The 23132-nt window shown below is 72.1% G+C and carries 24 protein-coding genes and 1 pseudogene; 12 read left to right on the top strand and 13 right to left on the bottom strand.

Translation table 11 applies throughout. The annotated features are described in order from the left end of the window. Window positions 1–27: 27 nt before the first annotated feature. Together P2Q00_RS06030 and P2Q00_RS06025 are read left to right on the top strand one after the other, a co-directional pair. Window positions 28–402, top strand: coding sequence for an STAS domain-containing protein (locus P2Q00_RS06030; RefSeq protein ID WP_275770286.1), 375 nt, complete (start codon window positions 28–30; stop codon window positions 400–402). Between the two features lie 220 nt (window positions 403–622). Beyond that, a complete protein-coding gene (locus P2Q00_RS06025; RefSeq protein ID WP_275770284.1) occupies window positions 623–973 on the top strand; it encodes an ArsR/SmtB family transcription factor in 351 nt (116 codons plus the stop codon). Window positions 974–1174: 201 nt separating this feature from the next. On the opposite strand, the gene P2Q00_RS06020 is transcribed toward P2Q00_RS06025, so the two are convergent. From P2Q00_RS06020 to P2Q00_RS05980, 9 genes and pseudogenes are all read right to left on the bottom strand, one after another. After that, a complete protein-coding gene (locus P2Q00_RS06020; RefSeq protein WP_275770282.1) occupies window positions 1175–1612 on the bottom strand; it encodes a pyridoxamine 5'-phosphate oxidase family protein in 438 nt (145 codons plus the stop codon). Next, window positions 1609–2106: a hypothetical protein gene (locus tag P2Q00_RS06015; protein ID WP_275770280.1), complete on the bottom strand. Its 498-nt coding sequence runs from the start codon at window positions 2104–2106 to the stop codon at window positions 1609–1611. The genes P2Q00_RS06020 and P2Q00_RS06015 overlap by 4 nt, the downstream gene beginning before the upstream one ends. Before the next feature lie 220 nt (window positions 2107–2326). Further along, window positions 2327–2518, bottom strand: a complete 192-nt coding sequence (locus P2Q00_RS06010; protein ID WP_275770278.1) for a DUF6126 family protein — start codon at window positions 2516–2518, stop codon at window positions 2327–2329. Window positions 2519–2738: 220 nt separating this feature from the next. Next, window positions 2739–3077 (bottom strand): ArsR/SmtB family transcription factor, encoded by a 339-nt coding sequence (locus P2Q00_RS06005; protein WP_275770277.1) that lies wholly within the window; start codon window positions 3075–3077, stop codon window positions 2739–2741. Window positions 3078–3082: 5 nt separating this feature from the next. Beyond that, window positions 3083–3265: a hypothetical protein gene (locus P2Q00_RS06000; RefSeq protein ID WP_275770276.1), complete on the bottom strand. Its 183-nt coding sequence runs from the start codon at window positions 3263–3265 to the stop codon at window positions 3083–3085. Window positions 3266–3305: 40 nt separating this feature from the next. Next, a pseudogene (locus P2Q00_RS05995) lies at window positions 3306–3990 on the bottom strand (HNH endonuclease). A gap of 26 nt (window positions 3991–4016) precedes the next feature. Further along, the gene (locus P2Q00_RS05990) at window positions 4017–4994 is read right to left on the bottom strand and encodes an NAD-dependent epimerase/dehydratase family protein (protein WP_275770275.1); all 978 of its coding nucleotides are present in this window, start codon (window positions 4992–4994) and stop codon (window positions 4017–4019) included. Next, complete coding sequence (locus P2Q00_RS05985; RefSeq protein ID WP_275770273.1) at window positions 4991–6622, bottom strand: fatty acid CoA ligase family protein; 1632 nt, start codon at window positions 6620–6622, stop codon at window positions 4991–4993. Before P2Q00_RS05985 ends, P2Q00_RS05990 begins: the two co-directional genes overlap by 4 nt. Before the next feature lie 24 nt (window positions 6623–6646). Next, a complete protein-coding gene (locus tag P2Q00_RS05980) occupies window positions 6647–7573 on the bottom strand; it encodes an alpha/beta fold hydrolase (protein WP_275770271.1) in 927 nt (308 codons plus the stop codon). Window positions 7574–7779: 206 nt separating this feature from the next. Here P2Q00_RS05980 and P2Q00_RS05975 point away from each other — a divergent pair, with 206 nt between their 5' ends. The 7 genes from P2Q00_RS05975 (at window position 7780) to P2Q00_RS05945 (ending at window position 18833) form a co-directional block, all read left to right on the top strand. Next, window positions 7780–8799, top strand: coding sequence for a 3-oxoacyl-ACP synthase III family protein (locus tag P2Q00_RS05975; protein WP_275770270.1), 1020 nt, complete (start codon window positions 7780–7782; stop codon window positions 8797–8799). A 47-nt stretch (window positions 8800–8846) separates the two neighbouring features. Continuing rightward, entirely contained in the window at window positions 8847–9104 is a 258-nt protein-coding gene (locus P2Q00_RS05970) for an acyl carrier protein (RefSeq protein ID WP_275770268.1), read from the top strand. Next, a complete protein-coding gene (locus tag P2Q00_RS05965; protein WP_275770267.1) occupies window positions 9101–10333 on the top strand; it encodes a beta-ketoacyl-[acyl-carrier-protein] synthase family protein in 1233 nt (410 codons plus the stop codon). The genes P2Q00_RS05970 and P2Q00_RS05965 overlap by 4 nt, the downstream gene beginning before the upstream one ends. Window positions 10334–10409: 76 nt before the next feature. After that, window positions 10410–12020, top strand: a complete 1611-nt coding sequence (locus tag P2Q00_RS05960) for a TIGR02677 family protein (RefSeq protein WP_275770265.1) — start codon at window positions 10410–10412, stop codon at window positions 12018–12020. Continuing rightward, window positions 12020–13372 carry a TIGR02678 family protein gene (locus P2Q00_RS05955; protein WP_275770263.1) on the top strand — a complete coding sequence of 451 codons (1353 nt, stop codon included), beginning with the start codon at window positions 12020–12022 and terminating at the stop codon, window positions 13370–13372. The genes P2Q00_RS05960 and P2Q00_RS05955 overlap by 1 nt, the downstream gene beginning before the upstream one ends. Next, window positions 13369–17535: a TIGR02680 family protein gene (locus P2Q00_RS05950; RefSeq protein WP_275770261.1), complete on the top strand. Its 4167-nt coding sequence runs from the start codon at window positions 13369–13371 to the stop codon at window positions 17533–17535. The genes P2Q00_RS05955 and P2Q00_RS05950 overlap by 4 nt, the downstream gene beginning before the upstream one ends. Next, a complete protein-coding gene (locus P2Q00_RS05945; RefSeq protein ID WP_275770260.1) occupies window positions 17532–18833 on the top strand; it encodes a TIGR02679 family protein in 1302 nt (433 codons plus the stop codon). Before P2Q00_RS05950 ends, P2Q00_RS05945 begins: the two co-directional genes overlap by 4 nt. 40 nt (window positions 18834–18873) lie before the next feature. Here the strand turns inward: P2Q00_RS05945 and P2Q00_RS05940 are convergent, their stop codons facing one another. Both P2Q00_RS05940 and P2Q00_RS05935 read right to left on the bottom strand, forming a co-directional pair. Then, window positions 18874–19095, bottom strand: coding sequence for a hypothetical protein (locus P2Q00_RS05940; protein ID WP_275770259.1), 222 nt, complete (start codon window positions 19093–19095; stop codon window positions 18874–18876). Window positions 19096–19420: 325 nt separating this feature from the next. Beyond that, window positions 19421–20077: a DUF2218 domain-containing protein gene (locus P2Q00_RS05935; RefSeq protein WP_275770258.1), complete on the bottom strand. Its 657-nt coding sequence runs from the start codon at window positions 20075–20077 to the stop codon at window positions 19421–19423. 107 nt (window positions 20078–20184) lie between these two features. Between P2Q00_RS05935 and P2Q00_RS05930 the strand changes: the two genes are divergently transcribed. Beyond that, window positions 20185–20763: a TetR/AcrR family transcriptional regulator gene (locus P2Q00_RS05930; RefSeq protein WP_275770257.1), complete on the top strand. Its 579-nt coding sequence runs from the start codon at window positions 20185–20187 to the stop codon at window positions 20761–20763. A gap of 5 nt (window positions 20764–20768) precedes the next feature. On the opposite strand, the gene P2Q00_RS05925 is transcribed toward P2Q00_RS05930, so the two are convergent. Continuing rightward, a complete protein-coding gene (locus tag P2Q00_RS05925) occupies window positions 20769–21452 on the bottom strand; it encodes a DUF305 domain-containing protein (RefSeq protein WP_275770256.1) in 684 nt (227 codons plus the stop codon). A gap of 82 nt (window positions 21453–21534) precedes the next feature. Beyond that, entirely contained in the window at window positions 21535–21927 is a 393-nt protein-coding gene (locus tag P2Q00_RS05920; protein ID WP_275770255.1) for a DUF6153 family protein, read from the bottom strand. 258 nt (window positions 21928–22185) lie between these two features. Between P2Q00_RS05920 and P2Q00_RS05915 the strand changes: the two genes are divergently transcribed. Further along, window positions 22186–22476 (top strand): SHOCT domain-containing protein, encoded by a 291-nt coding sequence (locus P2Q00_RS05915; protein WP_275770732.1) that lies wholly within the window; start codon window positions 22186–22188, stop codon window positions 22474–22476. Window positions 22477–22653: 177 nt separating this feature from the next. Then, entirely contained in the window at window positions 22654–23082 is a 429-nt protein-coding gene (locus P2Q00_RS05910) for a hypothetical protein (protein ID WP_275770254.1), read from the top strand. Window positions 23083–23132 lie beyond the last annotated feature (50 nt).

The raw sequence follows: 23132 nt of genomic DNA, 5'->3' as shown, positions 1-23132 counted from the left end.
ACCACCCGCACCAGGAAGTACACCCTCATGACCATCGACTGGCGCTACACCGTCGAGGAGAACCTCGGCGTCCTCTCCGTCGCCGGATACCTGGGCCCGGACGCGGTCCACCGCTTCACCGGCGCGGTCGGCTGGGCGCTGGCGCGCGGCACCGGACCGGTGATCGTCGACCTGACCGAGCTGCGCGGCTGGTCGGCCGAAGGGCAAGGGGCGATCACCGAAGCCGCAGACCGGCTGGCCGAGGCGGGCCGCAGCCTTGAGCTGGCCGCCATCCCCGCCGACGGCTCCCTCGTCCCGGCTGCAGACGGTCCGCCGATCCCGGTGCACACCGACCTGGCCGCAGCGCTCGCCGCGCACGGCAGGGGACGCACGGAACACGCGGAGGGCCGCCACGAGTGGTGATCCTCACGCAATCCTCCTCACACGACCTCAGTGATTACCAATGTTGGCAATTGCTGAGGTCATCACCGCTGGATTCGGCGGCTGGGTTCCTCGACGCGGTTTCGGTGCTGCCGGTGCCGCACGCGAGGATGGGCCGCATGTTCTTGATGAGTGGGTGGATGCAATGCGCCGAGACCCGGCCGGTGGGGCCGTGCCGCTGTACCTGGGAGGGGACGGCCAGGTGAGTACGCCGCTGTACCAGCTGAAGGCAGAGTTCTTCAAAACCCTCGGTCACCCCGCGCGTATCCGCGTCCTGGAACTGCTGAGCGAGCGCGAGCATGCAGTGGCGGAGATGCTGCCCGAGGTGGGCATCGAGCCTGCGCACCTCTCGCAGCAGCTGGCCGTGCTGCGGCGGGCGAACCTGGTCAAGACCCGCAAGGAGGGCTCGACCGTGTACTACTCGCTGACCAGCCCGCACGTCGCCGAGCTGCTGCGGGTGGCCCGCACGATCCTGTCGGGCGTGCTGGCCGGGCAGGCCGAGCTCCTCGCCGACCTGCAGGCCGCGCAGGTGGAAGGAAAGCCGCCGTCGTGACGACGGCCCTCGCACGGCGGTCGTCTCCCGAGAGCTGGACAGCGCTCGGCAACACCGGGAGATGGCCCCTCCCAGCCGGTGCGGGTTCGCCGCAGAGGCAGAGCAGTACCGGAAAAACGTCGCAACTCCGCTCGCGGGAAGTCCTCATACGTCTCCCTCCACCAGGGCACGAGCCGAACCCTGTACCCGGGCCCGCCTGCGTCAGGAAGGCGCACCTCGCACCAGGCGGTAGCCGCTGACGATCTCCGCACGGATCCGTACCACCTGCCCCATCTCGGGGTCGACCCACGGCATGAGCAGACCCCGATACCGGGCGAGCGCCCCGGGATCCATGACCCGGGTCGCCGTGCCGGTGACCACGACGCTCCAGCCGGTCCGTGTCGCCGCGTCGATCTCGTCGGCCTCGTACGCCACCACTTCGGACTGCAGCGCACGCCCCAGCAGGGCGGAGCCGCCGTGCGTGCGCACGATGATGTCGCCGTCGTGCAGGAGGTGGTTGACGGGGCGGATCGCCGGCAGTGCCTGATCGGTGAAGGCGACCCGCCCCAACTGCACGGTGCCCAGAAGCCTCAGGGCCTCGTCACGGCTGAGCTCGACCATGCGCGCGGACGAGGCGCGTTCGTAGGGGGCCGGGCTCATGAAGTCTCCTCACACGGCGCCTTCCGACCGGCTCCCTCGGGCCACAGAATCTGGACGTCCATCCCGCTGCCGCGGGCGAAGGCCACGAGATGCGCTGTCGCGTCCCGGCTGTCGGACGGGGAGCCGTCCCACACCGCCAGCAGCCGCGCGCACGAGCGCAGCAGGCTCTCGTCCGCCCCCACACAGGCACCATGGTCGGACGGGTCGAACTCCAGCAGCCGTACCTGCTCCGAGAGCAGCAACAGTTCCCCGGCCGCCCGGCGATCGCACGACTGCAGGATGTCGGGTACGCCGTTCCTGGAGGGCAGGACGGTCACCAGCGCCAACCCCGCGGCGCGAGCGGCCCTGCCGAAGGTGACCGGGAGCCCTTGCCCGGCGCGCACCAGCCCTGCCTTGCCCGCCCGTGCGAACTCGGCCAGCCGCCAGTACAGCTCCTCCTCCAGCATGGCCAGCGTGGGTGCGGTGAGGTCGGGGTGTCCCACAACAGCGATCACTTCAGGCGGCCCTTTCTCCACGCCGGATCCCTCGCGGCGCGCTCTCGCGGGCCCTGGCCGATCGAGTTTCCGTCGGTGATGGCAGCCGCCGAATTGATGAAGTCTTCCAGGGACAGTTGATCTTCCTTGGCCGGAAGAGAACGGGCCATGGGCCGGGCGGGGTCGGCATCAGGGCCGGTCGGCCCCTGTCGCCGGCACGAGCGCCCTCGCGCAAACCGGGTCACTTGTGCGCGTGCTCGCCCAGGTAGAAGAGCAGCCACACGAACCCGGCGAACAGATGCGTGCCGAAGATGTAAAAGCCGGCCCGGATCGCTACACCGCGCTCGATCTGCCACTCCCGGTCTTTGGCCTTCGGCTTCCGCTGCTTGTCCGCAGACCGATCGGATGCCTGCTCGGATGCCTGGTCGGTCACCGTGTCGTCTCCCTGCTGTCCTGTGATGTCCGCTGCTGTCCCCGTCGTAGTGGGCGGCCGGCTCGGCCCCCGCCCGCAGTCCCGCGCCCAAGCCTTCGTCGCACAGATCCGGCAGCCCCGGCTCGACGTCCGCAGGGAGGTGCTCCGCCGCTGCTTCCCGGGCTCGCTCGATGGCCGCAGCGTGCCTGCCGCGCCGCCATGGCACCCCGGAAGCCGCCGGTCAAGGCGTCGCCTCCGTCGCACGCAGCTCGTCCAGCAGGTCCTGCCGACCGGTCAGCAGGGTGGCCAGGATCCGCCGCGCGGCGGCGAGCAGCTCGGCCACATCGCCGCCGGCCAGCTCATACACGACCGTCGAACCGGCACGCGTCGCGGTCACGATGCCCGAGCGGCGCAGTACGGCGAGCTGCTGGGACAGGTTCGACGGCTCGACCTCGATCTCGGCGAGCAGCTCGCGCACCGGCTTCGGGCCGTCCTGCAACAGCTCAAGCACCCGGATGCGGACCGGGTGGCCGAGCATCCGGAAGAACTCGGCCTTCGCCTCATACAGCGGAACCGGCATCCCGATCACCCCTCGTCCGACATCGTCGCCTCGACGTCCAGCCCGTGCCGCCGCGCCAGCCGCACGGCGTCGTCCAGCTCGTCCTGGGCCACGGCGACGTCGTACGCGTCCCCGGCATCCACGGCAGCCGCCAGCCCTGCCCGCGCCGCGCGTACCCGTGCCAGCAGCGCCTCGGCGACTTCGTTCACTCCGACCTCCGGACGGTGGATCACCTAGGGACCACGGCAACTAACCAATTGAAGAACTCTTCAATTGGATTGTAGGGGGAGGTTGTGCGGGACAGACCCAGCGGCGAACGATGTCAGGTGCGGTGACGTGCTCGCGGGCAACGCGGCTGCGGCCGACGAAGTGCTGTGAGACCAGGATGCGGTGGCCGTCGCCTATGCCGAGGACGCCCTTGTCGAAGAGCTTGTGGTGCAGCGAGCACAGGCACAGCCCGTTGTCGACGTCGTCCGGGCCGTCGCACGCCCACCAGCGCACATGCGCGGCCTCCAGCCCGACGGGCACCGTGCCGATCATGCCGTCCTAGCCGCAGAAGGCGCACTGGTACTCGTAGGCGGTCAGCACGATCTCCCGCATCCCACGGTCCCGCCGGCGCCGCTCGGCCGCGGCTGCAGCGCCGGTCTCCGCCGGGTCCAGTTCCAGTCCCACCGACGCCCTGAACGGTCCGTACCTCCCACACCCCGTCGCCGACCAGATGGTGGAAGGGGTAGGCGGGCGTGGTCCCGCGCGCCGGACCGTACTCGGCCGGCAGTTGTTTGAGATCCGCCTCCACCGCGCTGTACGGCAACTCGCCCTCGGCGTCCGCCTGTAACCGGCCCAGCGCGTACAGCAGCAGCAATGGCTTGTGCGGCGCCCGCACGCCATCCCGACTCCACGGCCTCAGCTTCGCGGCGCGCTCCAGCCAATCCATGACCATGGTCGTAGTGATGTCGGCCGTCACCGGAGCGGCGCTGACGGCTCCAGCGTCTGCCACGAATGGTCGGTGGGGGCGTAGCCGAGGTCACGGCGTGCTGCGGTGATGTCGAACCAGTGGGCGCGGGTCAGTTCGGCCACGAGGAAGCGTGTCAGCAGCGGACGGTGTCGCCTTCGTGCCGCCTTCGCCGTGACTTCCAGCAGCGCCGCGGCCGCCTGTGCGGCGGAAGCGGGGACTGTCCGGATTTCCACGGCGCTGCCATCGTGTGCCAGCAGGCCCCGGACGGTGGTGGCGAGGGTGCAGGGACGGCCCTGGGTGATGAAGTAACTGGCGCCTGCCAACGGGGAGTCGGCCGCCAGTTTCTCCACGGCCAGCACATGCGCCTCCGCGGCGTCGGCGACGTGGACGGTGTCCACGAGGTTGGTGCCTGCTCCGGGCAGCAGCAGCTTTCCCCGTCGGACCGCGGCGCGCAGGCCGGGCAGCAGATGGGGGTCGCCGTCGCCCCAGATCAGGTGGGGGCGCAGTGAAACGGTGGTCAGACGGGGGCTGTTGGCGGCCAGGACCAGCTGCTCCGCCCTGGCCTTGGACCAGGGATAGGGCGCAAGGAACCGCTTGGGACAGGGCGCCGACTCGTCCACGCCTTCCAGGTCCCGTCCGGCGAAGACCACACTGGCACTTGAGCAGTTGACCAACCGGGTCACTCCATGGTGTCGGCAGGCGTCCAGGACGGCCGCCGTTCCCGCGATGTTGATGGACGCGAAGTCGCGTCGCGGCCCCCACACGTCGGCCAGCGCGGCCGTGTGCACGACGGCGTCACACCCGTGTACGGCGGCCGCGACCGCCGCGGCGTCGCGGATGTCGCCCGACACGGCCTCGGTCCCGTCGGGCGGGAGTGCCCGGTGGCCGCGTTGCAGGGAACGTACCTGGTGACCGCGGGCCGTGAGACGCCGGCAGATCTCCGCGCCGAGGAATCCGCTGCCGCCGGTGACGAGGATCTTCATACGCGTTCCCCCGTGAGACGGCGCCGTGCCCACTGGCCGAGTGCGCCTCGTTCGATCTTCGAGTTGTGCCGGACGTCGACGGGGAACCCGGGGTGGAAGAAGATCGCGCGGACCTGGGCACCGTTGTCCAGTGCGGCGAGGGTGCGGCGCAGGTCGGCGACGATCCGGCGCCGCTCGGCACCGCGCCGCGGGCCTTCGGTTTCCACGCACAGTGCGGGCAGGGCCTGTTGGTCGCTGCCGGCGTCGACCAGCGCGGTGCGTCGGACTCCGTCGACCGCGTTGCACGCCGGCTCGATGCATTCGGTGTACAGGGGGCCGTCGGGGCCGTGGACCGCGTGCGCCTTGCGTCCGCAGTACCAGAGGTTGCCTTCGTCGTCTCTGCGGCCCAGGTCGCCCGTGCGGTGCCAGACGGACGGCCCGTCGAGGATCTTCGCCTCGGTGTCGGCGTGCGGGCGGCCGTAGTAGGTGCGGCTGACCAGGGGGCCGTACACCGCGATCTCGCCGATGGCCTGTGCGGGCAGCGGCTCGACCTCGGACCAGTGAGCGATCGGTCCGGCGTCCGGCGGGATGATTTGCACGGACATGGCCGGCACGGTCCGGCCCACGCACCGTCCGGCGCCTCGTTCGGATGCGGCGCGCGCGGAGCGCAGGTCCCGGCCGTCGATCGCACTCACCGGGAGGCTCTCGGTGGCGCCGTACACGCTGCGGATCACGGACCGGTCCGGCAGGGTGGCGGTGAGGCGGTCCAGGAGGTCGTACTCCAGCGGGGCGCCGAAGGTGGCGACCGCCCGCGCGGAGGCCAGGGCCGGTTCCCTGCGCCCGTCTCCGGCGAGAACGCTCATCAGGGCCGGGGAGCCCAGCAGGCAGGTCGCGCCGGTCTGCGTCACTGCTTGCAGCAGGTCGGCCCGGCGAGCCCGGCCCGGCCTGCGGAAGTCCATCCGGGGGATGACGACGGTGACGCCGAGGGCCGGGCCGCCCAGGGCGAAGGGCAGAAACCCGACGAGCAGCACGGTTCCCGGGCGCGCCCCGAGAATGCCTCCCGTGGCCCCGCATTGGCGTACCAGCTGCTCGTTGGTGTAGACGACGCCCTTCGGTGTGCCCGTGGAGCCCGAGGTGTACGCGATCAGCGCCGTGCTGTCGCCCGCGGCATCCAGCGGGACGCGCGGTGCCGTGCGGGCGAGCGCGGCGATGGACGGCCAGGGCTCGGGACCACGGCCGGTGGAGATCACCGTGCGCACGCTGGGCGGCGCCCAGCCGCGCAGCGTGCGTGCCACCTGCGCCAGCGGTTCTCCCACGAATGCGTGAGGGGCGGCCTCCTGCAGACACCGGCGCAGTGCGGCACGGGGCAGGCCGGGGTCGATCAGCACGGCGCAGGCTCCGAGCGCGGACAGCGCGTACACCGTGGCGAGCAGGTCCGCCGGGCGGCGGGTCATCACCACCGCACGAGTGCCCCGGCCGATGCCCGCGGCGGCCAACGCGTCGGCGGTGCGCAGGCATCGGACGTACAGGTCGGCGTACGTGATTCGTTCCCTGCGCCGGCCGCCGAAGGTGTCGAGGGCGACCTGGTCGGGCCGGCACTGCTGCCAGTGCGCCAGCCGTCCCAGCAGCCCGACCTGCGTGCCGGGCACGGTAGTTGGGGAGGTGGCCACGGCTCAGCTCTGCCTTTCCGGGTGGCGGCCGAGGAAATCCCGTACCGAGGCGATGACTTCCTCGCGGGCGTCCTCCTGGACGAGGTGGCCGGCGCGTGGAAACAGCCGTACCTCGGCGGAGGGGAAGCGGCGTCGCCACTCGGCGAGGAAGCGGTGGTCGAAGACCGGGTCCCGGCCGCCCCAGCACAGCAGCATGGGCAGTGACGTCATCTCCGGTGGTTCGTCCGGGCCCACGTCGATCAGCGGCCACGCCGGGTCGGCGGAGGTCACAGGAATGTCCTGGACGAACCGCAGCACCGCCAGCCGCCGGTGCTCGCGGCGATAGGGGGCCAGGTAGGCACGGCGTACCGGGGCGGGCAGCGGGGACGTCACGCCGAGACGAGATGCGGCCACGGCGAAGGCGTTGGTGCGGTGCACGAACCAGGCCGGCGGGCGGCCCCCGGAGCGGATCAGGCGCAGGAACCACGGCAGGCGGTAGCCGGCCGGCATCGTGAAGGCGGCGGAGTTGAGCATGACGATGCGGGAGACCCATCCGGGTCGGCGGCGTGCAAGGGCCATGCCGATGATTCCGCCCCAGTCGTGCCCGATCAGAGTCCAGCCCCGGGCCGGCAGGCCACGCTCGGCCTGCAGGTGCTGCACCAGACGCTCCAGATCCGCCAGGCGACTGGAGGCGGTGTAGGCGTAGTCGGACTCACTGGGGCGCTCGGACGGGCCCATACCGATGTGGTCGGGGACGATGCACCGGTGGTCGGAGCGCAGGTCCCGCACCAGGTGCCGCCACATGTAGCTCCACGTCGGGTTGCCGTGCAGCATGAGCAGCGGCGCGCCCGTGCCCTCGTCGAGATAGTGCTGGCGCACACCGCCGTTCGCGAACCAGTTCGGGGCGAAGTCATAATCGGGACACCGGAGTTCGGCCTCGGTCAGCGACATCGGAGCATTGTCGGCCCCGCAGGATCCTCCCCGTGCCGTGCGTAACTCCCAGGCATGAAGCCTCCGTTCATGATCACTCCACTGGCGGTATCCGGGCCGGCATCCGTTTGCCGTGCGCCGCGTCTTCTCACTTCACTTGCCCGGGCCGCCGCCGGGCGGCACTCGACGACGACTGCGGCCCGGGCCGCGGAGACGGCAGGACTTTCATGACCAGGCCCTGCCACAGCACGATCCGCCGGGTCGCCGTCCATGCGCCCGCGGAACGTCAGACCGGCACGGAGATCGAGGACGAGGTCCGCTCCCGACACCCCGGCCTCCGTCTGCTGCCCGGCCTCCTGCGGCAGATGTACGGCTTCGAGGAGCGCCGCGTGGCACCCGCCGACGCCCGGCCCTCCGACCTCGCAGCCGCAGCGGCCCGGAGCCTTCTCGACGAGTGCGGCCTCGGCCCCGACGCCGTGGACCTGCTCGTCTTCGCCTCCGCCGGCAAGGACCTGGAGGAGCCCGCCACCGCGCACGTCGTGGCCGACCGACTCGGCGTCACGGCACCGGCCTTCGACGTCCAGAACGCCTGCAACGGCGTCCTCAACGCCCTGGAGATCGCCGACGCAATGATCCGGGCGGGACGCTGCCGCCGCGTACTCATCGCCACCGGAGAACGCGGCAGCATGCTCTCCCGTCTCCCGGCGCGCAACCGCGACGAACTTGCCCTGTTGCTGCCCGCCCTCACACTCGGCGACCTGGGGGCCGCGCTCCTGGTGGAGGCGAGCGAGCGCCCCGGGCTGATCGGTGTCCACTTCGTCGCCAACTCGGCCGGCTGGCGGGCGGCCACGGTCACCAACCCGTACTTCACGCCGGGTGCCCCGGCGATGTCCCTGCGCTTCGACTCCCAGGCGCTGGCCGCCTCTTTCACGGGGATGGAGAAGCAGGCCATGGGCGCACTGCGCGAGTGGGGCCGCAAACCCGACGATCTCGATGTCGTCTGCGTCCACCAGCCGTCCCGGGCCTTCACGCGCGCCATCCTCGATGCGACCGGCATCGACCCGGGCAGGGCCGTGACCACCTTCCCCCGCTACGGCAACGTCGCCACCGCGAGCCTGCCCCTGCAGCTCGTGGAGGCCGCCCGGGAAGGCAGGCTGCGCCCCGGCGCCCTGGTGGCCCTCCTCGGTCTCGCCAGCGGAGCCTCCGCCGGAATCGCCGTCATGGAGTGGTACCCCGACCCCGCTTGACGATCGCAGCCGCCTTCAGGACCCGCCCCCTACGCAAGGAACGCCCCATGCACGCCACCGACACCTACGGCGTCGTCTGCGCCGCCCTCACCTCCACCTTCCGTATCCCCGAGGACGAGCTGTCACCGGACGTCACCCTGGAACAGCTCGAACTGGACTCCCTCGCGCTGGCCGAGTTCGTCCTGGTTCTCGAGGAGCGCCTCGGGGTGCGGGCCGACAGCGGGGCCGCCACCCGGTCCACGACGCTCGCCGAGGTGACCGCCCACCTCGACGTGCTGCGCGCGGCCGGGGCGGCGGCCCGATGACCCCGGCCAAGCAGCCGGTCGCCGTCACCGGCCTCGGCCTGATCACCCCCGGAGGCCAAGGCGTGGAGGCAACCTGGGAAGCGGTCTGTGCCGGACGCTCCCTGGCCGCACACGACCCGGCCCTGGAGGGCCTGCCCGTGGACTTCTCCTGCCGTCTCCCGCTCCGGGAGGAGGACATCGACCGGTGCGTCGGCCGCAAGTCCTGGCGCCTGGGGCGGTTCGCCAAGCTCGGTGTCCTCGCCGCCCGGGAAGCGGTGCGCGACGCGGGCCTGGATCCGGCGAGTTGGCACGGAGCCCGCGTGGCCACGGTCATCGGCTGCGGCATGGGCGGCACCGAGAAGTGGGAGGAGCAGCACCTGCGGCTCGAACGCCGCGGCCCCGACCTGGTCTCGCCCCTGGCCATCCCCATGATCATTCCGAACCTGGTGGCCGGCGAGGTCTCCATCGACCTGCACGCCCACGGCGTCAGCCTGGCACCGGCCACCGCCTGCGCCTCCGGAGCCACCGCCATCGCCCTGTCCCGCGATCTGCTCGCCGCCGGCCTGTGCGACGTGGCGGTGGCAGGCGGCGTCGAGGCCGCCGTCAGCCGCCTGACCACGACCGGCTTCTGGCGCATGGGCGCCCTGTCCGAGCGGACCCACGCGGTCACCGAGGCCTCCCGCCCCTTCGCCGCCGACCGGGACGGCTTCGTGATGGCCGAGGGCGCCGGCGTCCTGGTCCTGGAACGCGCCGCGGACGCCGCAGCCCGAGGCGCGCGCCCCCATGCGCTGCTCGCCGGATGCGGCAGCACCTCCGACGCGCACCACCCCACCGCTCCGCCGGAGGGCGCCGAGGGCGCGGAGGCGGCACTGCGCACAGCCCTCGCCGAAGCAGACCTCGCCCCCATCGACATCGACCACGTCAACGCCCACGGCACGTCCACCCCGCTCAACGACGCCACCGAGGCCACGCTGATCGCCCGCGCCCTGCCGCACCGCCCCAGTGTCACCGCCGCCAAAGGCGTGCTGGGCCATACCCTCGGCGCCGCCGGCGCGATCGAGGCGGCCCTGACGGTCCTGACCATCCAGCACCGCCGCGTACCGCCGATCGCCAACCTCCAGGCCCCTGCACCCGAGTTCGACATCGACTGCGTCACCAAACAGCCCCGCCGCCAGGAGGTGCGCACGGCCGTCAGCCACTCCTTCGGCTTCGGCGGCCACAACGTGGTCCTGGCTTTCACCGAGGCATGACTCGCCCGGCGTGACGTGCCGGCCGATTTTCCCGACTTCCTCCGGACTGTCAGTGGCGGTCCGTACGCTCGACAGCATGATGGAGGGGGACGAACTGCACGAGGGACTGCGTGGCGAGCGGGCCGGTGAGGGGAGCGACGGTGAGGTCTGGCAGCGGCTGAGTGCGTACGCCTATCTCAGCGCGCCCGAGCGCCTGGAGTACGTCGCGGTGATGCGGGTGTTCTGCGGCACCCTGCTCGCCGACCTGGCCGTACCCGATGTGCTCGGCAAGCTGGCGCAGGCGGGCGGCCCGGGGGCGGCGCTCGGTGCGGAGACGCTGACCGCCCGGCTTGAACAGCTGGTGCGTTGGGGGAATCTGCTGCGCAGCACGCACACGGTCACGGCGACCAGCATCGCCGAGTACCAGCGCTCACGGTCTCGGTACCAGCTGTCCAAGCTCGGGGAGCGCGTGCAGCGCGACGCGGACGAGGTGCTGGCCGGAGCGGACGCCGCGCGTGAGGTCAGCAGCGAGCTGCTCACGCTCGTCGACCGGGGCCTCGGCGAGATCGCCGCGCTCGCTGCCGCGCCCGGTGGCGCGGACCCGCAGCAGGCACTGGAGAAGATCAGCACCCTCTTCGCACAGTTCGCCGAGTTCGCCGAGTCGGTGCGGGACTTCTACGCCTACCTGGGCCAGGTGCTCGCCCGCTACGACCTCGACGGTGCCGAGTACCAGGGGTTCAAGGAGCTGCTGCTCGACTATGTGGAGGCGATCACCGAGGACGTGTCCTTCCGCGCCCCGCGCATTGCCGCGCACCTGCGGGCGATCTGGCCGCACCTGCCCCCGCTGCTGAGCCGGATCGACGCCCACGCGGCAGGCCTGGGCGCGCTCTCCGATGCGTTGCCCGAGACGCGGGTGCAGCGCAGCCGGGGCCGGGAGCCGGCCGACTGGGAGGGGCTGCGCAACTGGTTCGCCGACAGCGACGGTCAGGGCAGCCAGGTGGACCAACTCCGGGATGCCACCCTGCGTGCCCTGCAGTCGTTGCTCGCCAACGCCAAGCGGATGCTGCGTTCGGCATCGGGGGAGATGTCCCGGCGCAGGGACCTGCTCAGGCTCGCGGCCTGGTTCGATGCCGCGGATCCGGAGGAGGCCCACGACATCGCGGTGGCCGCCTTCGGGCTGTACGGGGCACGTCATCTGGGCGTGGCGCCGGATCCCGATGCGTCGGTGCCGGCGTATGTGAGCTGGTGGACCGGGCCCGTTGTCGATGTACCGGTGGCGTTGCGCGAGCGCGGCAGCCGGGCCCCGCGCGGGCGGGCCGCAGCGGTGGAGGACCACGCCGAGCAGAAGCGACGCCTCGTGGAGCAGGCACGTGAGCAGGTCGCCGCGCGGCAGGCCGCTGCCGCCGAACTGCGCAGCGCCTCGGGGCGGTTCGACCAGGTCAGGCTGGGCTCCGCCGCAATGCGGCTGCTGCTGGAGCTGCTCAGCACTGCCCTCGGCAATGCCCAACTGCACAAGGAAGCCGCCGAGTTCCTGCTCGACAGCGCGCAGGCCGCCGACGAGGACCTCGGCATCAGACTCACCGCCTGGCGCACTCCGGGCCGGCCCACCGTGCTGCGATCCGTGGACGGCGATCTGACGGCGGACGACCTCACCCTGGCCGTCGACAGCAGCGTCCCGGCGCCCGCCGCCCGGGAGGCGAGCGCCTGATGACCCTGCCCTCCGCCCATGACGTGGCGCTGGCCGCGGAACGTCGCACCGCCGCCCGGCTGCTGCTGGCCCACCCCCTGCTCACCAGCGACGGCCCGCACAGCGACTCCTTCCCGCTGATCCGGCGCCACGCCGACTGGCTCGCCCAGCGCTTCCAGCAGGTGTTCGGCTACCGGCTGCTCGTCGAGGCGTCGTACGCCCGCCTGTTCAAGGCCGGCCTCGGCCCCGGGTCCGGTCACCGGCTGCAACGGCCGTCCACCGGCACGGCGTTCACCCCACGGACGTACACCTACCTGGCGCTCGCCCTGTCCGTCCTCGTCACCGCCCCCGAACAACTCCTCCTCTCCCAACTCGTCGGCGACCTGAGGGCCGCGGCCGTCGACGCAGGGATCGAGATCGACGACACCGGGCGGCAGGCCGAGCGGCGCACGCTCGCCGCCGCGCTGCGGCAACTCGTCGACTGGGGCGTCCTCAAGGAGACCGAGGGGCATGTCCTGGCCGTCGCCGAGGAACAGGGTGGGGAGGCGCTGCTCACCGTGGACCGTGAGATCGCCCGTGCGGTCGTCGCCGGGCCGCTCGGCCCGAGCCGCGACGGGGCGGATCTGGTGCGCCGCGCGGCCGACCCCGGCTTCGGCGGGCCGCGTACCTATGTCCGCAGACGGCTCGTCGAGACGCCCGTCGTGTACCTCGACGACCTCACCGGCGCGGAGCGCGAATGGCTACGCACCCGGCAGCGGCGCGAGTCCCAGGCCTTCTCCGAACTGCTGGGCCTGGAGGCCGAGATCCGCGCCGAAGGCATCGCCCTCGTCGATCCGGACGACGAGTTCACCGACCTGCACCTGCCCGGAACCGGCACGGTCGCCCAGGCGGCATTGCTGCTCGTGGAGCGGCTGGTGGACCGACTGCGTCCCGCCGACCCCGGCCATCCGGCGGTCGGCGGCCGGCTCCTCATCGGCGTACCCGTCCCGGACGGGCTGTTGCCGGAGCTGCTCGACGAACTGGTCGAGGAGTACGGCCGGCGCAGCAACTGGCAGCGTGGCCTCCTGGACGACCGGGACGCGCTGCTCGCCGCCGTCCTCGACCTCCTGCTCCGCATGCGTCTGATGGCACCTGCCGGTCCGGTGCGCGCGGACGGCCATGGTCTGCCCGAGGGATACGAGGACGCCGCGCCGGACGGCCGCCCCGTCACCGACGTGTCGCAGGCCCGCGCGGCGGGCAGCGGTGGCTGGGTGCTGCTCGCCACGGCCGCCCGGTTCGCCACCAGAGTGGCCGTGCAGCCCCGCACGGAACAGCCCGTGGCGGACAGCGCCCCCGTACCTGCCGATTCCGCCGCTCAGGAGCAGCCCTGGTGAACCGCCCGCCGTCCCCGCACCGCTACCGCCTGCACCGCGCCGGCATCCGCAACGTCTGGCAGTACGACGAGCAGGAGTTCTCCTTCGGTGACGGCCGCCTGCTGCTGCGCGGCAAGAACGGCGCGGGCAAGTCCAAGGCTCTGGAGATGCTGCTGCCGTATCTCCTCGACGGAGACGCCCGCGCCCTGGACGCCACCGGAACGGGCCGCACGACCCTGCAGTGGCTGATGCTGGACGGCTTCGAGCAGACCAACCGGCTGGGCTATCTGTGGGTGGAGTTCGCGCGGACCGATGCCGAAGGGGAGCAGCGTCATCTCACCCTCGGTGCGGCCATCAGGGCCTCCCAGTCGACCAGGACGGCCCGGCCCTTCTTCTTCGTCACCCCGCTGCGGGTGGGCGAGGACCTGCACCTGGCCTCCGCGGGACAGCCGCTCCCGCTCGACCAGCTCAAGTCGTGCATCGGCGCGGAGAACGTCACCGACCGCGCCGTGGAGCACCGGGCACGGGTCGCCCGCGAACTGTTCGGCCTCACCGATCCGGCGCGCTACCGCAACCTGCTCCATCTGCTGCACCGCCTGCGCCGCCCCACCATCGGTGACCGCATCGACTCGGGCGGCCTGGTCGGCGTCCTCGCCGAGACGCTGCCCGCGCTCGACGACGAGGTCGTGGAGAAGGTGGCCCGCAACCTCGACGACCTGGACGCCGTACGAGGCGACCTCGGGCGCCTGGAGCGGACCGACGAGGCGCTGCGGACCTTCCTCACCGGCTACCGCGGCTATCTGCACGGCGCGCTGCGCCGCCGGGCCGGCCAGGTGGGCGAGGAACTGGAACGACTGGCGGAGCACCGGCGCGCGGCGAGCGACGCGGCGCGGAAGGCCACCGAACTGCGTACGGACGAGGAAGAGATCACCGTCCGCCTCGACACCCTGGTGGCGCAGTCGGAGGCAGCCGAGACGGAGCTCGATGCCCTGCACGCCAGTGCCGCCTACCGCAGTCTGCAGGAGCTCGGGGAGAAGCGCGCCACGGTGACCGCGTTGCACAGCGCGGCGACGACCGCCTTCAAAGCGCTGCGCCAGGCCCACAGCGGGCAGGAAGAGGCAGGGCGACGGCTCACCGACGATGCCGCAAGGCTCGGCACGGAGCTGGCCGAACTCGCCACCGCCCATGGCGAGTTGCTGCGGGAAGCGGAGCGCTCAGGGCTCGATCCCGTACACCTCGGAGAGCCCCCGCAGGCTCCTCTCACGCCGGTCGCCGCCGCCGCGGCGGCCCAGCTGACGGCACCGGACGGCGACTTCCATCTCGTGCGACACGGCGAAGTACTGGCCGTCGACACGCACACCTGCGCCGACGCCCTGCACACCTGGGACACCCAACTGGACGCCGCAGGTTCGGTGATCAGGAACCGCGCCCGGGCCGTCACCGAGCTGATCGCGCTCCTGGAGCAGGCGCGCCTGGCCCGGCGGGCGGCACAGGAGGCCGACGCGGCCCGGGAACGCCTGGAGGAGCAGGCGGAGCAGGCCCGTGCCCGGGCGGGCCGCCGCCGGGAGGGGACGGCCCGCGAGGGCGAGGCCTATGCCGACGCCGTGCGGGTGTGGACGGAGCGGCTGGAGAGCCTCACCGGTGTGCCGCTCGACGCCGTGCGCGCGCCGACCGTTCACGACCCGGCACAGGATCCCCTGCCCGCACATGCCCCCGACGAGGTGGCCGACACGGCGCGCTCGGTCCTCGACGAGTGGCTGACCGCACTGGGCGAACAGCGCGACAGCCACGCCGTGGCGGTTCGTGAACTGACCGCCGAACAGGGCCGCGTGCGCCGCGACCGGGACGACTGGGAACGCCGCACCGACCCCGCGCCCGCACCCCCGCCGCACCGCTCGGCACCTCGCACACCCGGCACCGGCGCACCCCTGTACCGGCTCGTGGACTTCGCGGACGGCACCAGTGCGGCCGCACGCCCGGGGCTGGAGGCGGCACTCGAAGCGAGCGGCCTGCTCGACGCCTGGGTGCTGGCCGACGGCACCGTCCTGGACCCGAACGCGCTGGACGCCCTCCTCGTCCCCGGAACCTCCGCCGTCGGCCGCACCCTCGCCGAGGTGCTGCGTCCGGTCGCGGCGCCGGACAGCGGTGTGACGGCGGAGCGGGTCGAGAGCGTGCTGCGGGCAGTGGCCTGGGTGGCCGAGGGAGCCACGGAGGCGGCCGGGGAGTCCGTGATCGGCACGGACGGCTCCTGGAAGCTGGGGGTCGCCTGCGGCCGGCACATCAAGCAGACCGCCGAATACGTCGGCGCGGAGGTGCGTGCCGAGACCCGCCGCCGCGTCCTGGCCGAACTCGACCGGCAACTCGCCGAGCTGCAGGAGCAGTTGACCGAGCAGGAGCGGAGCCTGTGCCTGCTGACGGAGCACCGCACACAGGTGGCCCACGCCCTGAGCCACCCACCCCCGGCACGCGGGCTGACCGACGCCTGGGCCCGCGCCGCCGAGGCCGGGCGCACCGCCCAGGTCCTGGCGGGACAGGCCTCCGCGGCTGCCCGCGAGGCGGAGCAGGCGCGCGCCCGCGCGGTCGCCGCCCGCCGCGAGACCGAAGCCACGGCAGGCGCACACGACCTCCCCGCCGACCCGGTCGCCCTGGACTCCGTACGACTCGCCCTCGACCGTCTCACCACCGGTACGCAGCGGCTGCGCGGACGGCTGCAGACCGTCGCCGCATCCGCCGACGGCCACCACCAGAGCCGCGAGGACTTCGAACGCGCCCTGACCTCCTGCGCAGAGGCACAGTCCGACTACGCCGAACCCCTCGCCCGCCTCGATGCGGCGCGGCGCACGGTACAAGCCCTGGAAGACGCCCTGGGCGCGTCGGAGCAGGAGATCCTCGCGCGCGAGGACGAAGCCAAGCGCCGCCTGGAGGCGGTACGGCGCCAACTGCCCGGTGTGCAGCGGGACATGGGCGACACCCACGACGCCCGGGTGCGCGCCGAGGAGGACGAGCGGGTACGGCGCGAGGCGCTGGCCGCGCAGGAGGGCGAGGCGATCGCGAGCGGACGACGACTGCGCACCGCGTTGTCCCTGCCGGGCGTGAGCAGAGGAGCCGGCCTCGACCTTTCCCCCGAGGACGAGGCAGCGGCCGCGGAGGACGACGCACGCGACCGTACGAGGGCGCTGCGCCAGCTGGTGGAGAGCGTCCGCAGCCGCCTGGACGCCGAGCGACGAGACATCTCCGACACCACCCTCCTCAACCGTCACACAGAGCTGCGCGACCAGCTCTCCGGGGGCTACGACGCCACCCTTGAAGAACACGACGGCATCAAGGTCTGCCGCCTCGTCGACGACCACGGCGCACACGACATCGCCGTGGTGGGCGAACGCATCGCCGCCCAGGCCGCCGACGCACGCGAGCGGCTGACGGACCGCGAACGCGAGGTGTTCCAGCGGTTCCTGACGGGAGAGCTGGGCGACCACCTGTCGGCCCAGGTCTTGGCCGCCGGGGCCTTGGTGGCCGCCCTGAACACCACCCTGTCCACGGTCCGCACCTCGCACGGACTGGGTGTCACCCTCGACTGGAAACTGGCCGACGCGGTGGAGGCCGACGTCAGGGCGGCAGTCGAGCTCCTGCGCAGCCCCTCCGGACTGCGCACACGCGAGCAGTCCGAACAACTCCGCGACGTCCTGCAGCGCCGTATCGAGGACGCCCGCCGCGCCGACCCGGCCGCAGGCTACGCGGCCCATCTGCGCACCGCCCTCGACTACCGCGACTGGTTCACCTTCACGCCCTGGGTCGTGAACGACGCGGCACCCGCGAGCCGCCGCAGACTCTCCGGCCGCACCGGCCTCAGCCAGGGCGAACAACGCGTCCTGTCCTACCTCGTCCTGTTCGCCGCCGCAGCCGCACACTTCACCAGCCTGGCCGAAGCGGTCCCGCACGCACCCCGCCTGATCCTGCTCGACGACGCCTTCGCCAAGGTCGACGAGCCCACCCATGCCCGCCTCGGCCGCATCCTGGTCGACCTGGACCTCGACTTCGTCCTCACCAGCGAACGCCTCATCGGGAACTGGCCCGACGTGCCGTCCCTGCACATCTACGAGTGCCTGCGCGACCCGCACGTACGCGGCGTGGCCACCCTGCACTACACCTGGAACGGACGGCAGCGGCGGCTGGTGTCGGTATGACGAGCCGGGACGCACCCGGCCGGCCCCGGGACGCCGAGGCCCTCGCCTTCCTCACCCGTCCGGGCCTCACCCGCCTGTGGACCGCCGTACGCACCCGCCTGGAACGCAACGGCCTGCAGCCGACCGGCACGGTCAGGCTCCACGAGCTGGACGCCGAGGAGCGCGAGGCACTGTCCCTCCTGCTGGCACGACCGCTCACCGCCGCCACTGTCACGATCCGTCTGCCGGACCTCGACACCCGCCTGCGCACCAGCGCGCTCGCCCGAGGCCTGACCGCGACACTGCAAGAGTTGGGCCCGCCCCTGACGGACCGCCGCGCTGCCCGCGATGCTGCGGCGGCGCAGCGCGCCGGGCTGTGGTCCGCGGCGCAGGCGGCCCTCGCCGCGACCTCTCTGTCCGCCCAGCCGTGGGCGGCCCGTTGGCTGGAGGAGACCCGACGTGCCGGCACGGCCACCCGCCAGGACCCACAGATCGCGACCACCGTCCTCACCCAGGCGATCCGGACCTTGGCGACGCTCTTCCCCGCTACGGACGCGGAGCCCACTCCCGTCGTCTGGGGCCGCGGCGAACTGGCCACCCGCACGACCGGTTCGGCGCACGGACTGGACGACGGCACGCTCCTCGCCCGTCTGGTCCTGCGCGGCATCGCCCTGGCCACGGGTGCCGACGTCCCCGCCGACGCACCTGGACGCCGCGCCCTGTGGCGCCTGGCCTCGGTCACTCCGGACGAGGTGTCCAGCACCGTGCTCACCTACGGCCTGCGGCCGACGGGGGGAACCTGGGGCGAGCAGGTTCTGGGCCAGCGGGCGGAGCACCACCTGGAGACCCATCTGACCCTGCGTGAACTGCACGGCCTGCAGCTGAAGATGCCTGCCCGCACCCGCATCCACGTCTGTGAGAACCCACGCGTGGTCGAGGCCGCGGCCGACGCCGGCTGCACCGCGCCCCTGATCTGCACCTCCGGCAACGCGACGACAGTCGTCCTGACTCTGCTTGACGCGCTCGCCGCCACCGGGTGCGCCTTCGCCTACCACGGTGACTTCGACTGGCCGGGCATTGCCCTGGCCAACCGTGTCATGGACCGATACGGCGCGCAGCCCTGGCGGATGAAAGCGGAGGACTACGAATACCTCGCGACGCGCACCCAACTGCACGGCACACCACAGCTCCTCCTGTCCGGACCGACAGTGGAGGCGACGTGGGATCCGGAACTGGCCCCCACGATGGGCGCGTTGGGCATCGCCCTGCATGAGGAGGCGGCCCTCGATCTGCTGCTGGAAGACCTCTACCTCTCATGAACGGGTGCTGTGACAGCCCACGACGGTGAACCGGCGGTTGTCAGCTCATCGCGACGAAGGTGCCGTGCCAGCTGTGGTACCAGACCTGGCCGGTGGACGCGTTGACCGACACCATGCCGGTGATCCTGCCGTGGTCGAGGGTGTGCAGCGCCCACGCGCAGAACGAGCCCGCTGGCGAAGTCCTGGCCCGGGCTCGGGCTGCCGCGAGGGAGGTCACCCGCTGCCCGTCACCGCTCAGCCCGCAGGGGCTGCCACCCATCATGGCCGGGCCCGTTCAGGTGGCACCGCCGGTGCCGTGGTCGCCCATCATTCCCCAGTCCGACGGCCGCCGTTCTGCGTTGCGGCCCACACGCCGGTGCCCACGCCGGCCACCGCGATGGCGGCCGCCGCCGCTGCCAACCGCAGCGCGCCTTCGGTTCTTGGGCATCGTTCCCGCCGCCGTCCGGTGTGCGGCCCCTATGGCCGCCGGTCGTCGTCCCTTCCCACGACCGTGACGCCGCGTCGGGCGGACCGGGCACGGGCTGGTCGGCCCTCAGCGTGGCCGATCGGCCCAGCGGGGAGAGGGCCCCTCGACTGGGGGTGCCCGGTCAGGCACGTCGTCGGCTCCGTCGGTGCAAGCGGCGGCCCACGACCAGGACGGCCGCGAGTTTGACCACGATCACTGCCAGGACGGCGCCGACGGCCCAGGACGTCCAGTCCGAGGTGGACAGCAATGCGTCGGCCAGCCCCAGGTGCACGGCGACGACGAGGAGGATGAGCGCCGCGAGCCCTGCCCACTTGAGGTGGTCGAGGCGGGCCCGTGGCGGTCGTACGGACCCGGAATCGCTCTGTTCGGCGGGCGGTGACGGGGCGGCGGTTGCCGCGGCAGGCTCCTGCCACTCCACTTGCAGCTGATCCCGCCTGCCGAATCGGCCGAGGTGCATGGCGAGGAGGTCCTGCAGCCTGCGCAGGTCCTCTTCGGTGTCGGCTTCGACCCGCAGGACGAGGTCGCCTTCCGCGGCCCGGAGGTCGCAGGTGCCCCAGGGCAGGGTGACCGTGCCGTGGGTGTCGGACCACTCGACGGAGATCTGCGACGGGTCGATGTCCGGTGCTGTGTGGCGTCGGGCGGTGTCGGGCCCGTCGCCGCCCCCGTGGTTGCGCGGGCGGTGGCTCAGATGGCTTCCCTTGTTGCTGAAGTGCTTGCACAGCTGGACGAGGTAGCGGCTCGGGCGGTCGGTCGGGACGTGCGCTTCGGCGGTCGGCATGTGGGCTCCTCGGGTCACGTTCCTCCTGACCCCGTCAGATTTATCGATACACAGTGTCTACGTCAAGTCATGGTGTATCCAGTAGGGGCACCTCGTACACTGCATCCGTGCCCAAGCTCTGGAACGAGACGATCGAGGAGCACCGCCGCGCGGTGCGGGACACGGTGCTGGAGGTCACCGCGGCGCTGGTGGCCGAGCACGGCCTGCGCGGGGTGACGATGTCGCGGATCGCGGAGGGCACCGGGATCGGCCGGGCCACGCTCTACAAGTACTTTCCGGACGTAGAGTCGATCATGACGGCGTGGCACGAGCGTCAGATCTCCGGCCACCTCCAGGAGCTCGCCGCCCTGCGCGACCGCCCCGGCAGCCCCGGCGAGCGGCTCACCGCCGTACTGGAGGCCTACGCCCGCATCCAGCACCGGCGCCGCGGCCACGACGCGGAGATCGGTGCCCTGCTGCACCGCGGGGAGCACATTGCTCACGCCGAGCAGCATCTGCGCGGGTTCGTCGGCGGTCTGATCGCCGAGGGTGTGGCGGCCGGCGAGGTGCGAGACGACGTATCGCCGCACGAGCTCGCCGCCTACTGTCTGCACGCCCTCGGCGCGGCGGGCGGGCTGGAGTCGGGGGCGGCCGTGCGCAGGCTCGTCCAGGTCACGCTGGACGGCCTGCGACCGGCCCCGGCGTAAGCCGGTCAGCTCTTGCCGAGCAGCTTGTTCATCTCGGTGATCTCGGCGGTCTGGGACGTGACGATGCTGCCGGCCATGGAGGTGGCGGCGGCATACTTGCCTTTGTTCTTCTCCGTGGTGGCCATCGTGACGGCGCCCTTGTGGTGCTCGACCATCATGGTGAGGAACATGGTGTCGAACTCCTTGCCGGACATCGTCTTCAGCTCGTCCATGTGCTTCGAGTTCATCATGCCCGGCATGCCGCTCTGCCCCATGCCGGGCATGGAGGACTTGGAGGACTTGGAGGGCATGGAGGACATGGAGGACATGGAGCTGTCGGACGTGGGGACGTCCTCGCCCCAGGACTTCAGCCAGCCGGTCATGGCGGTGATCTCCGGGTCCTGCGCCTTCTCGATGCGTGCGGCGAGGTCCTTGACCTGGGCGGAGGAGGCCCGGTCGGCGGCGAGCTCCGCCATCTGAACGGCCTGCTGGTGGTGCGGGATCATGCCCTGGGCGAAGGCGATGTCCTGGGCGTCGTGCGCGCCGGCCGCGCTGTCGGCGCCCGTGGAGGACGCTGCGGATGTCTGGCCGGACGCGCCGCTGCCGCTGTCGTCGTTGCCGCCACCGCACGCGCTGAGGACGAGTGCGGCGGTCGTGGTGGCCGCGATCAGCACGGCGCGGCGGGTGAGAGTACGGGGAATGGCGGACATGCTGGAACTCCTGTGGGTGAAAGACGGAACGCGGGCGTGTCTGCGCACCGCGCCGGTTCATGGCGCGGCACCTGAACTGCCTCTAGATCCGCAGGAGTTGGAGTTCCGACAAAGAAGGTGATGCGCGGGTTCCGGCCGGAGCCGCGGCCAGGTGGGAGAACGCCGCGTCGGCGGGCGCGGCCACGGCTGCCGGATCAGGTGTGGGCGCGGTGAGTTCAGGCCCGCCGCCGACGGCTCTCGACACGCACGTCGAGTCGGCGTGCTGGACGATGCATCCACCGCAATGGCCGTCGGCGCAGTCACCGTCGCCCAGAGCCACGACGGTTGCCGTGGGACGGCCGTGGGTGCGATCCGGGGCGAGGCCGCCGGGGGCAAGGGCGTGCATGCCCAGCAGCCCCGCGAGCAACCCCAGCACGAGCAGCCCGCGCCACCGCCGCATGCGCGGCCGCGCGACGTGCGGCTCGGGACCGGTCATCGGATCGTCCTCGGTGGGTGGAAACGGTTCGTGATGCATACGGGGGAGGTGTTGCCCGCGTTCAACGTGTGACGTCACGGTGCGCCCCCGGTTGCCGATCGGGCGCCCTTGCCAGGTGGGGCTGAACGGCTCGCCGGTTCTGGACCATTCGGCCCCTGACCGGCACGCCGGGCAGCGTCACGATACCGGTAGAGGCCAGGAGCCCCCCGGGAGCCTGCGCGCCCCCGGTTGCCGACAAGCCGAGGCAGGTGAGTGACGATGATGTTCTGGTACGGCCACGACGTCAGCGGCTGGGGTTGGTTCGCCATGTCGGCCGGCATGATCCTCTTCTGGGCGTTGATCATCACCCTCGGTGCCCTGCTCTACCGTGCCCTGGCCCGGCCGGGCGGTTCGGAACCGCTCGTGAGCTCCCCGCCCACCGGCCCCGCGCCCACTCCCGAGCAGCTGCTCGCCGAGCGGTTCGCCCGTGGCGAGATCGACGAGGACGAATACCGGCGTCGGCTGAACGTGCTGCGCGGGGGCTACGGTCCCCAACTCACCAAGAACTGAGCGACACATCACGGGCACGCCTTCAAGGAGGCCCGTGATGAACACCGGCCAACGCAACTTTGGCCGCCATGTCGTCGCCGTGACCATCGCCGTGGTCGGTGCCCCGCCCCTGCCGGTGGCTCGTGTGCCATCGCGTCGGACCCCGATCGTGAGTAACTGTTCCGTTACCCTGTGTGCGTGATCCGTGTGATGGTCGGTGGCCGCGTCCAGCGTCGCTCCGTGCCATCCGCACTGCTCATCGGACTGATCCTGCTGGTTGCGCCCCATCTGTTGGGTGCCCTGCACGGGCCGGGCTTCCTCGGTCCTCAGCAGCCGCTCATCAACGCGAGCGCGGCGCAGTCGGTTGCCACGGCCGAGGAAGCGGCGAGCGGATCGGACCACGATCACGGGGATGGTCACGAGTCGGTCGAGGACTTCGTGCCGCATCCGGTGGACCGCGTCCGGGACTCCGCCGATCATCCGGTCCCCGCCCCGCAGCTCGCCGGGCTCGTCATCAGCCGGCCCGTGACGAGGGCATCCGTCGACCGCGTCGGGCCAAGGGACGGTGTTCCCTGGCCGCCGGGCGGCCGATCCGCATGCGCACGGCATTGCCTCTGGCGGCAGTAGGCACACCCCGCACGCCCAGACCTGGGCCTCGCTGCGACGGCGGCGGCCCA

Origin of the sequence: Streptomyces coacervatus (assembly GCF_029223485.1) — a bacterium.
Taxonomy (GTDB): domain Bacteria; phylum Actinomycetota; class Actinomycetes; order Streptomycetales; family Streptomycetaceae; genus Streptomyces; species Streptomyces coacervatus.
This window is presented reverse-complemented; position numbering and strand designations above follow the sequence as displayed.

Bases quoted from the DNA above. Each gene is read 5' to 3' on its own strand.
- P2Q00_RS06030 (WP_275770286.1), top strand. From the start codon at position 28: ATGACCATCGACTGGCGCTACACCGTCGAGGAGAACCTCGGCGTCCTC.
- P2Q00_RS06020 (WP_275770282.1), bottom strand. From the start codon at position 1,612: ATGAGCCCGGCCCCCTACGAACGCGCCTCGTCCGCGCGCATGGTCGAG.
- P2Q00_RS06005 (WP_275770277.1), bottom strand. From the start codon at position 3,077: ATGCCGGTTCCGCTGTATGAGGCGAAGGCCGAGTTCTTCCGGATGCTC.
- P2Q00_RS05990 (WP_275770275.1), bottom strand. From the start codon at position 4,994: ATGAAGATCCTCGTCACCGGCGGCAGCGGATTCCTCGGCGCGGAGATC.
- P2Q00_RS05980 (WP_275770271.1), bottom strand. From the start codon at position 7,573: ATGTCGCTGACCGAGGCCGAACTCCGGTGTCCCGATTATGACTTCGCC.
- P2Q00_RS05975 (WP_275770270.1), top strand. From the start codon at position 7,780: ATGACCAGGCCCTGCCACAGCACGATCCGCCGGGTCGCCGTCCATGCG.
- P2Q00_RS05970 (WP_275770268.1), top strand. From the start codon at position 8,847: ATGCACGCCACCGACACCTACGGCGTCGTCTGCGCCGCCCTCACCTCC.
- P2Q00_RS05965 (WP_275770267.1), top strand. From the start codon at position 9,101: ATGACCCCGGCCAAGCAGCCGGTCGCCGTCACCGGCCTCGGCCTGATC.
- P2Q00_RS05960 (WP_275770265.1), top strand. From the start codon at position 10,410: ATGATGGAGGGGGACGAACTGCACGAGGGACTGCGTGGCGAGCGGGCC.
- P2Q00_RS05955 (WP_275770263.1), top strand. From the start codon at position 12,020: ATGACCCTGCCCTCCGCCCATGACGTGGCGCTGGCCGCGGAACGTCGC.
- P2Q00_RS05945 (WP_275770260.1), top strand. From the start codon at position 17,532: ATGACGAGCCGGGACGCACCCGGCCGGCCCCGGGACGCCGAGGCCCTC.
- P2Q00_RS05940 (WP_275770259.1), bottom strand. From the start codon at position 19,095: ATGATGGGTGGCAGCCCCTGCGGGCTGAGCGGTGACGGGCAGCGGGTG.
- P2Q00_RS05935 (WP_275770258.1), bottom strand. From the start codon at position 20,077: ATGCCGACCGCCGAAGCGCACGTCCCGACCGACCGCCCGAGCCGCTAC.
- P2Q00_RS05925 (WP_275770256.1), bottom strand. From the start codon at position 21,452: ATGTCCGCCATTCCCCGTACTCTCACCCGCCGCGCCGTGCTGATCGCG.
- P2Q00_RS05920 (WP_275770255.1), bottom strand. From the start codon at position 21,927: ATGACCGGTCCCGAGCCGCACGTCGCGCGGCCGCGCATGCGGCGGTGG.
- P2Q00_RS05915 (WP_275770732.1), top strand. From the start codon at position 22,186: ATGATGTTCTGGTACGGCCACGACGTCAGCGGCTGGGGTTGGTTCGCC.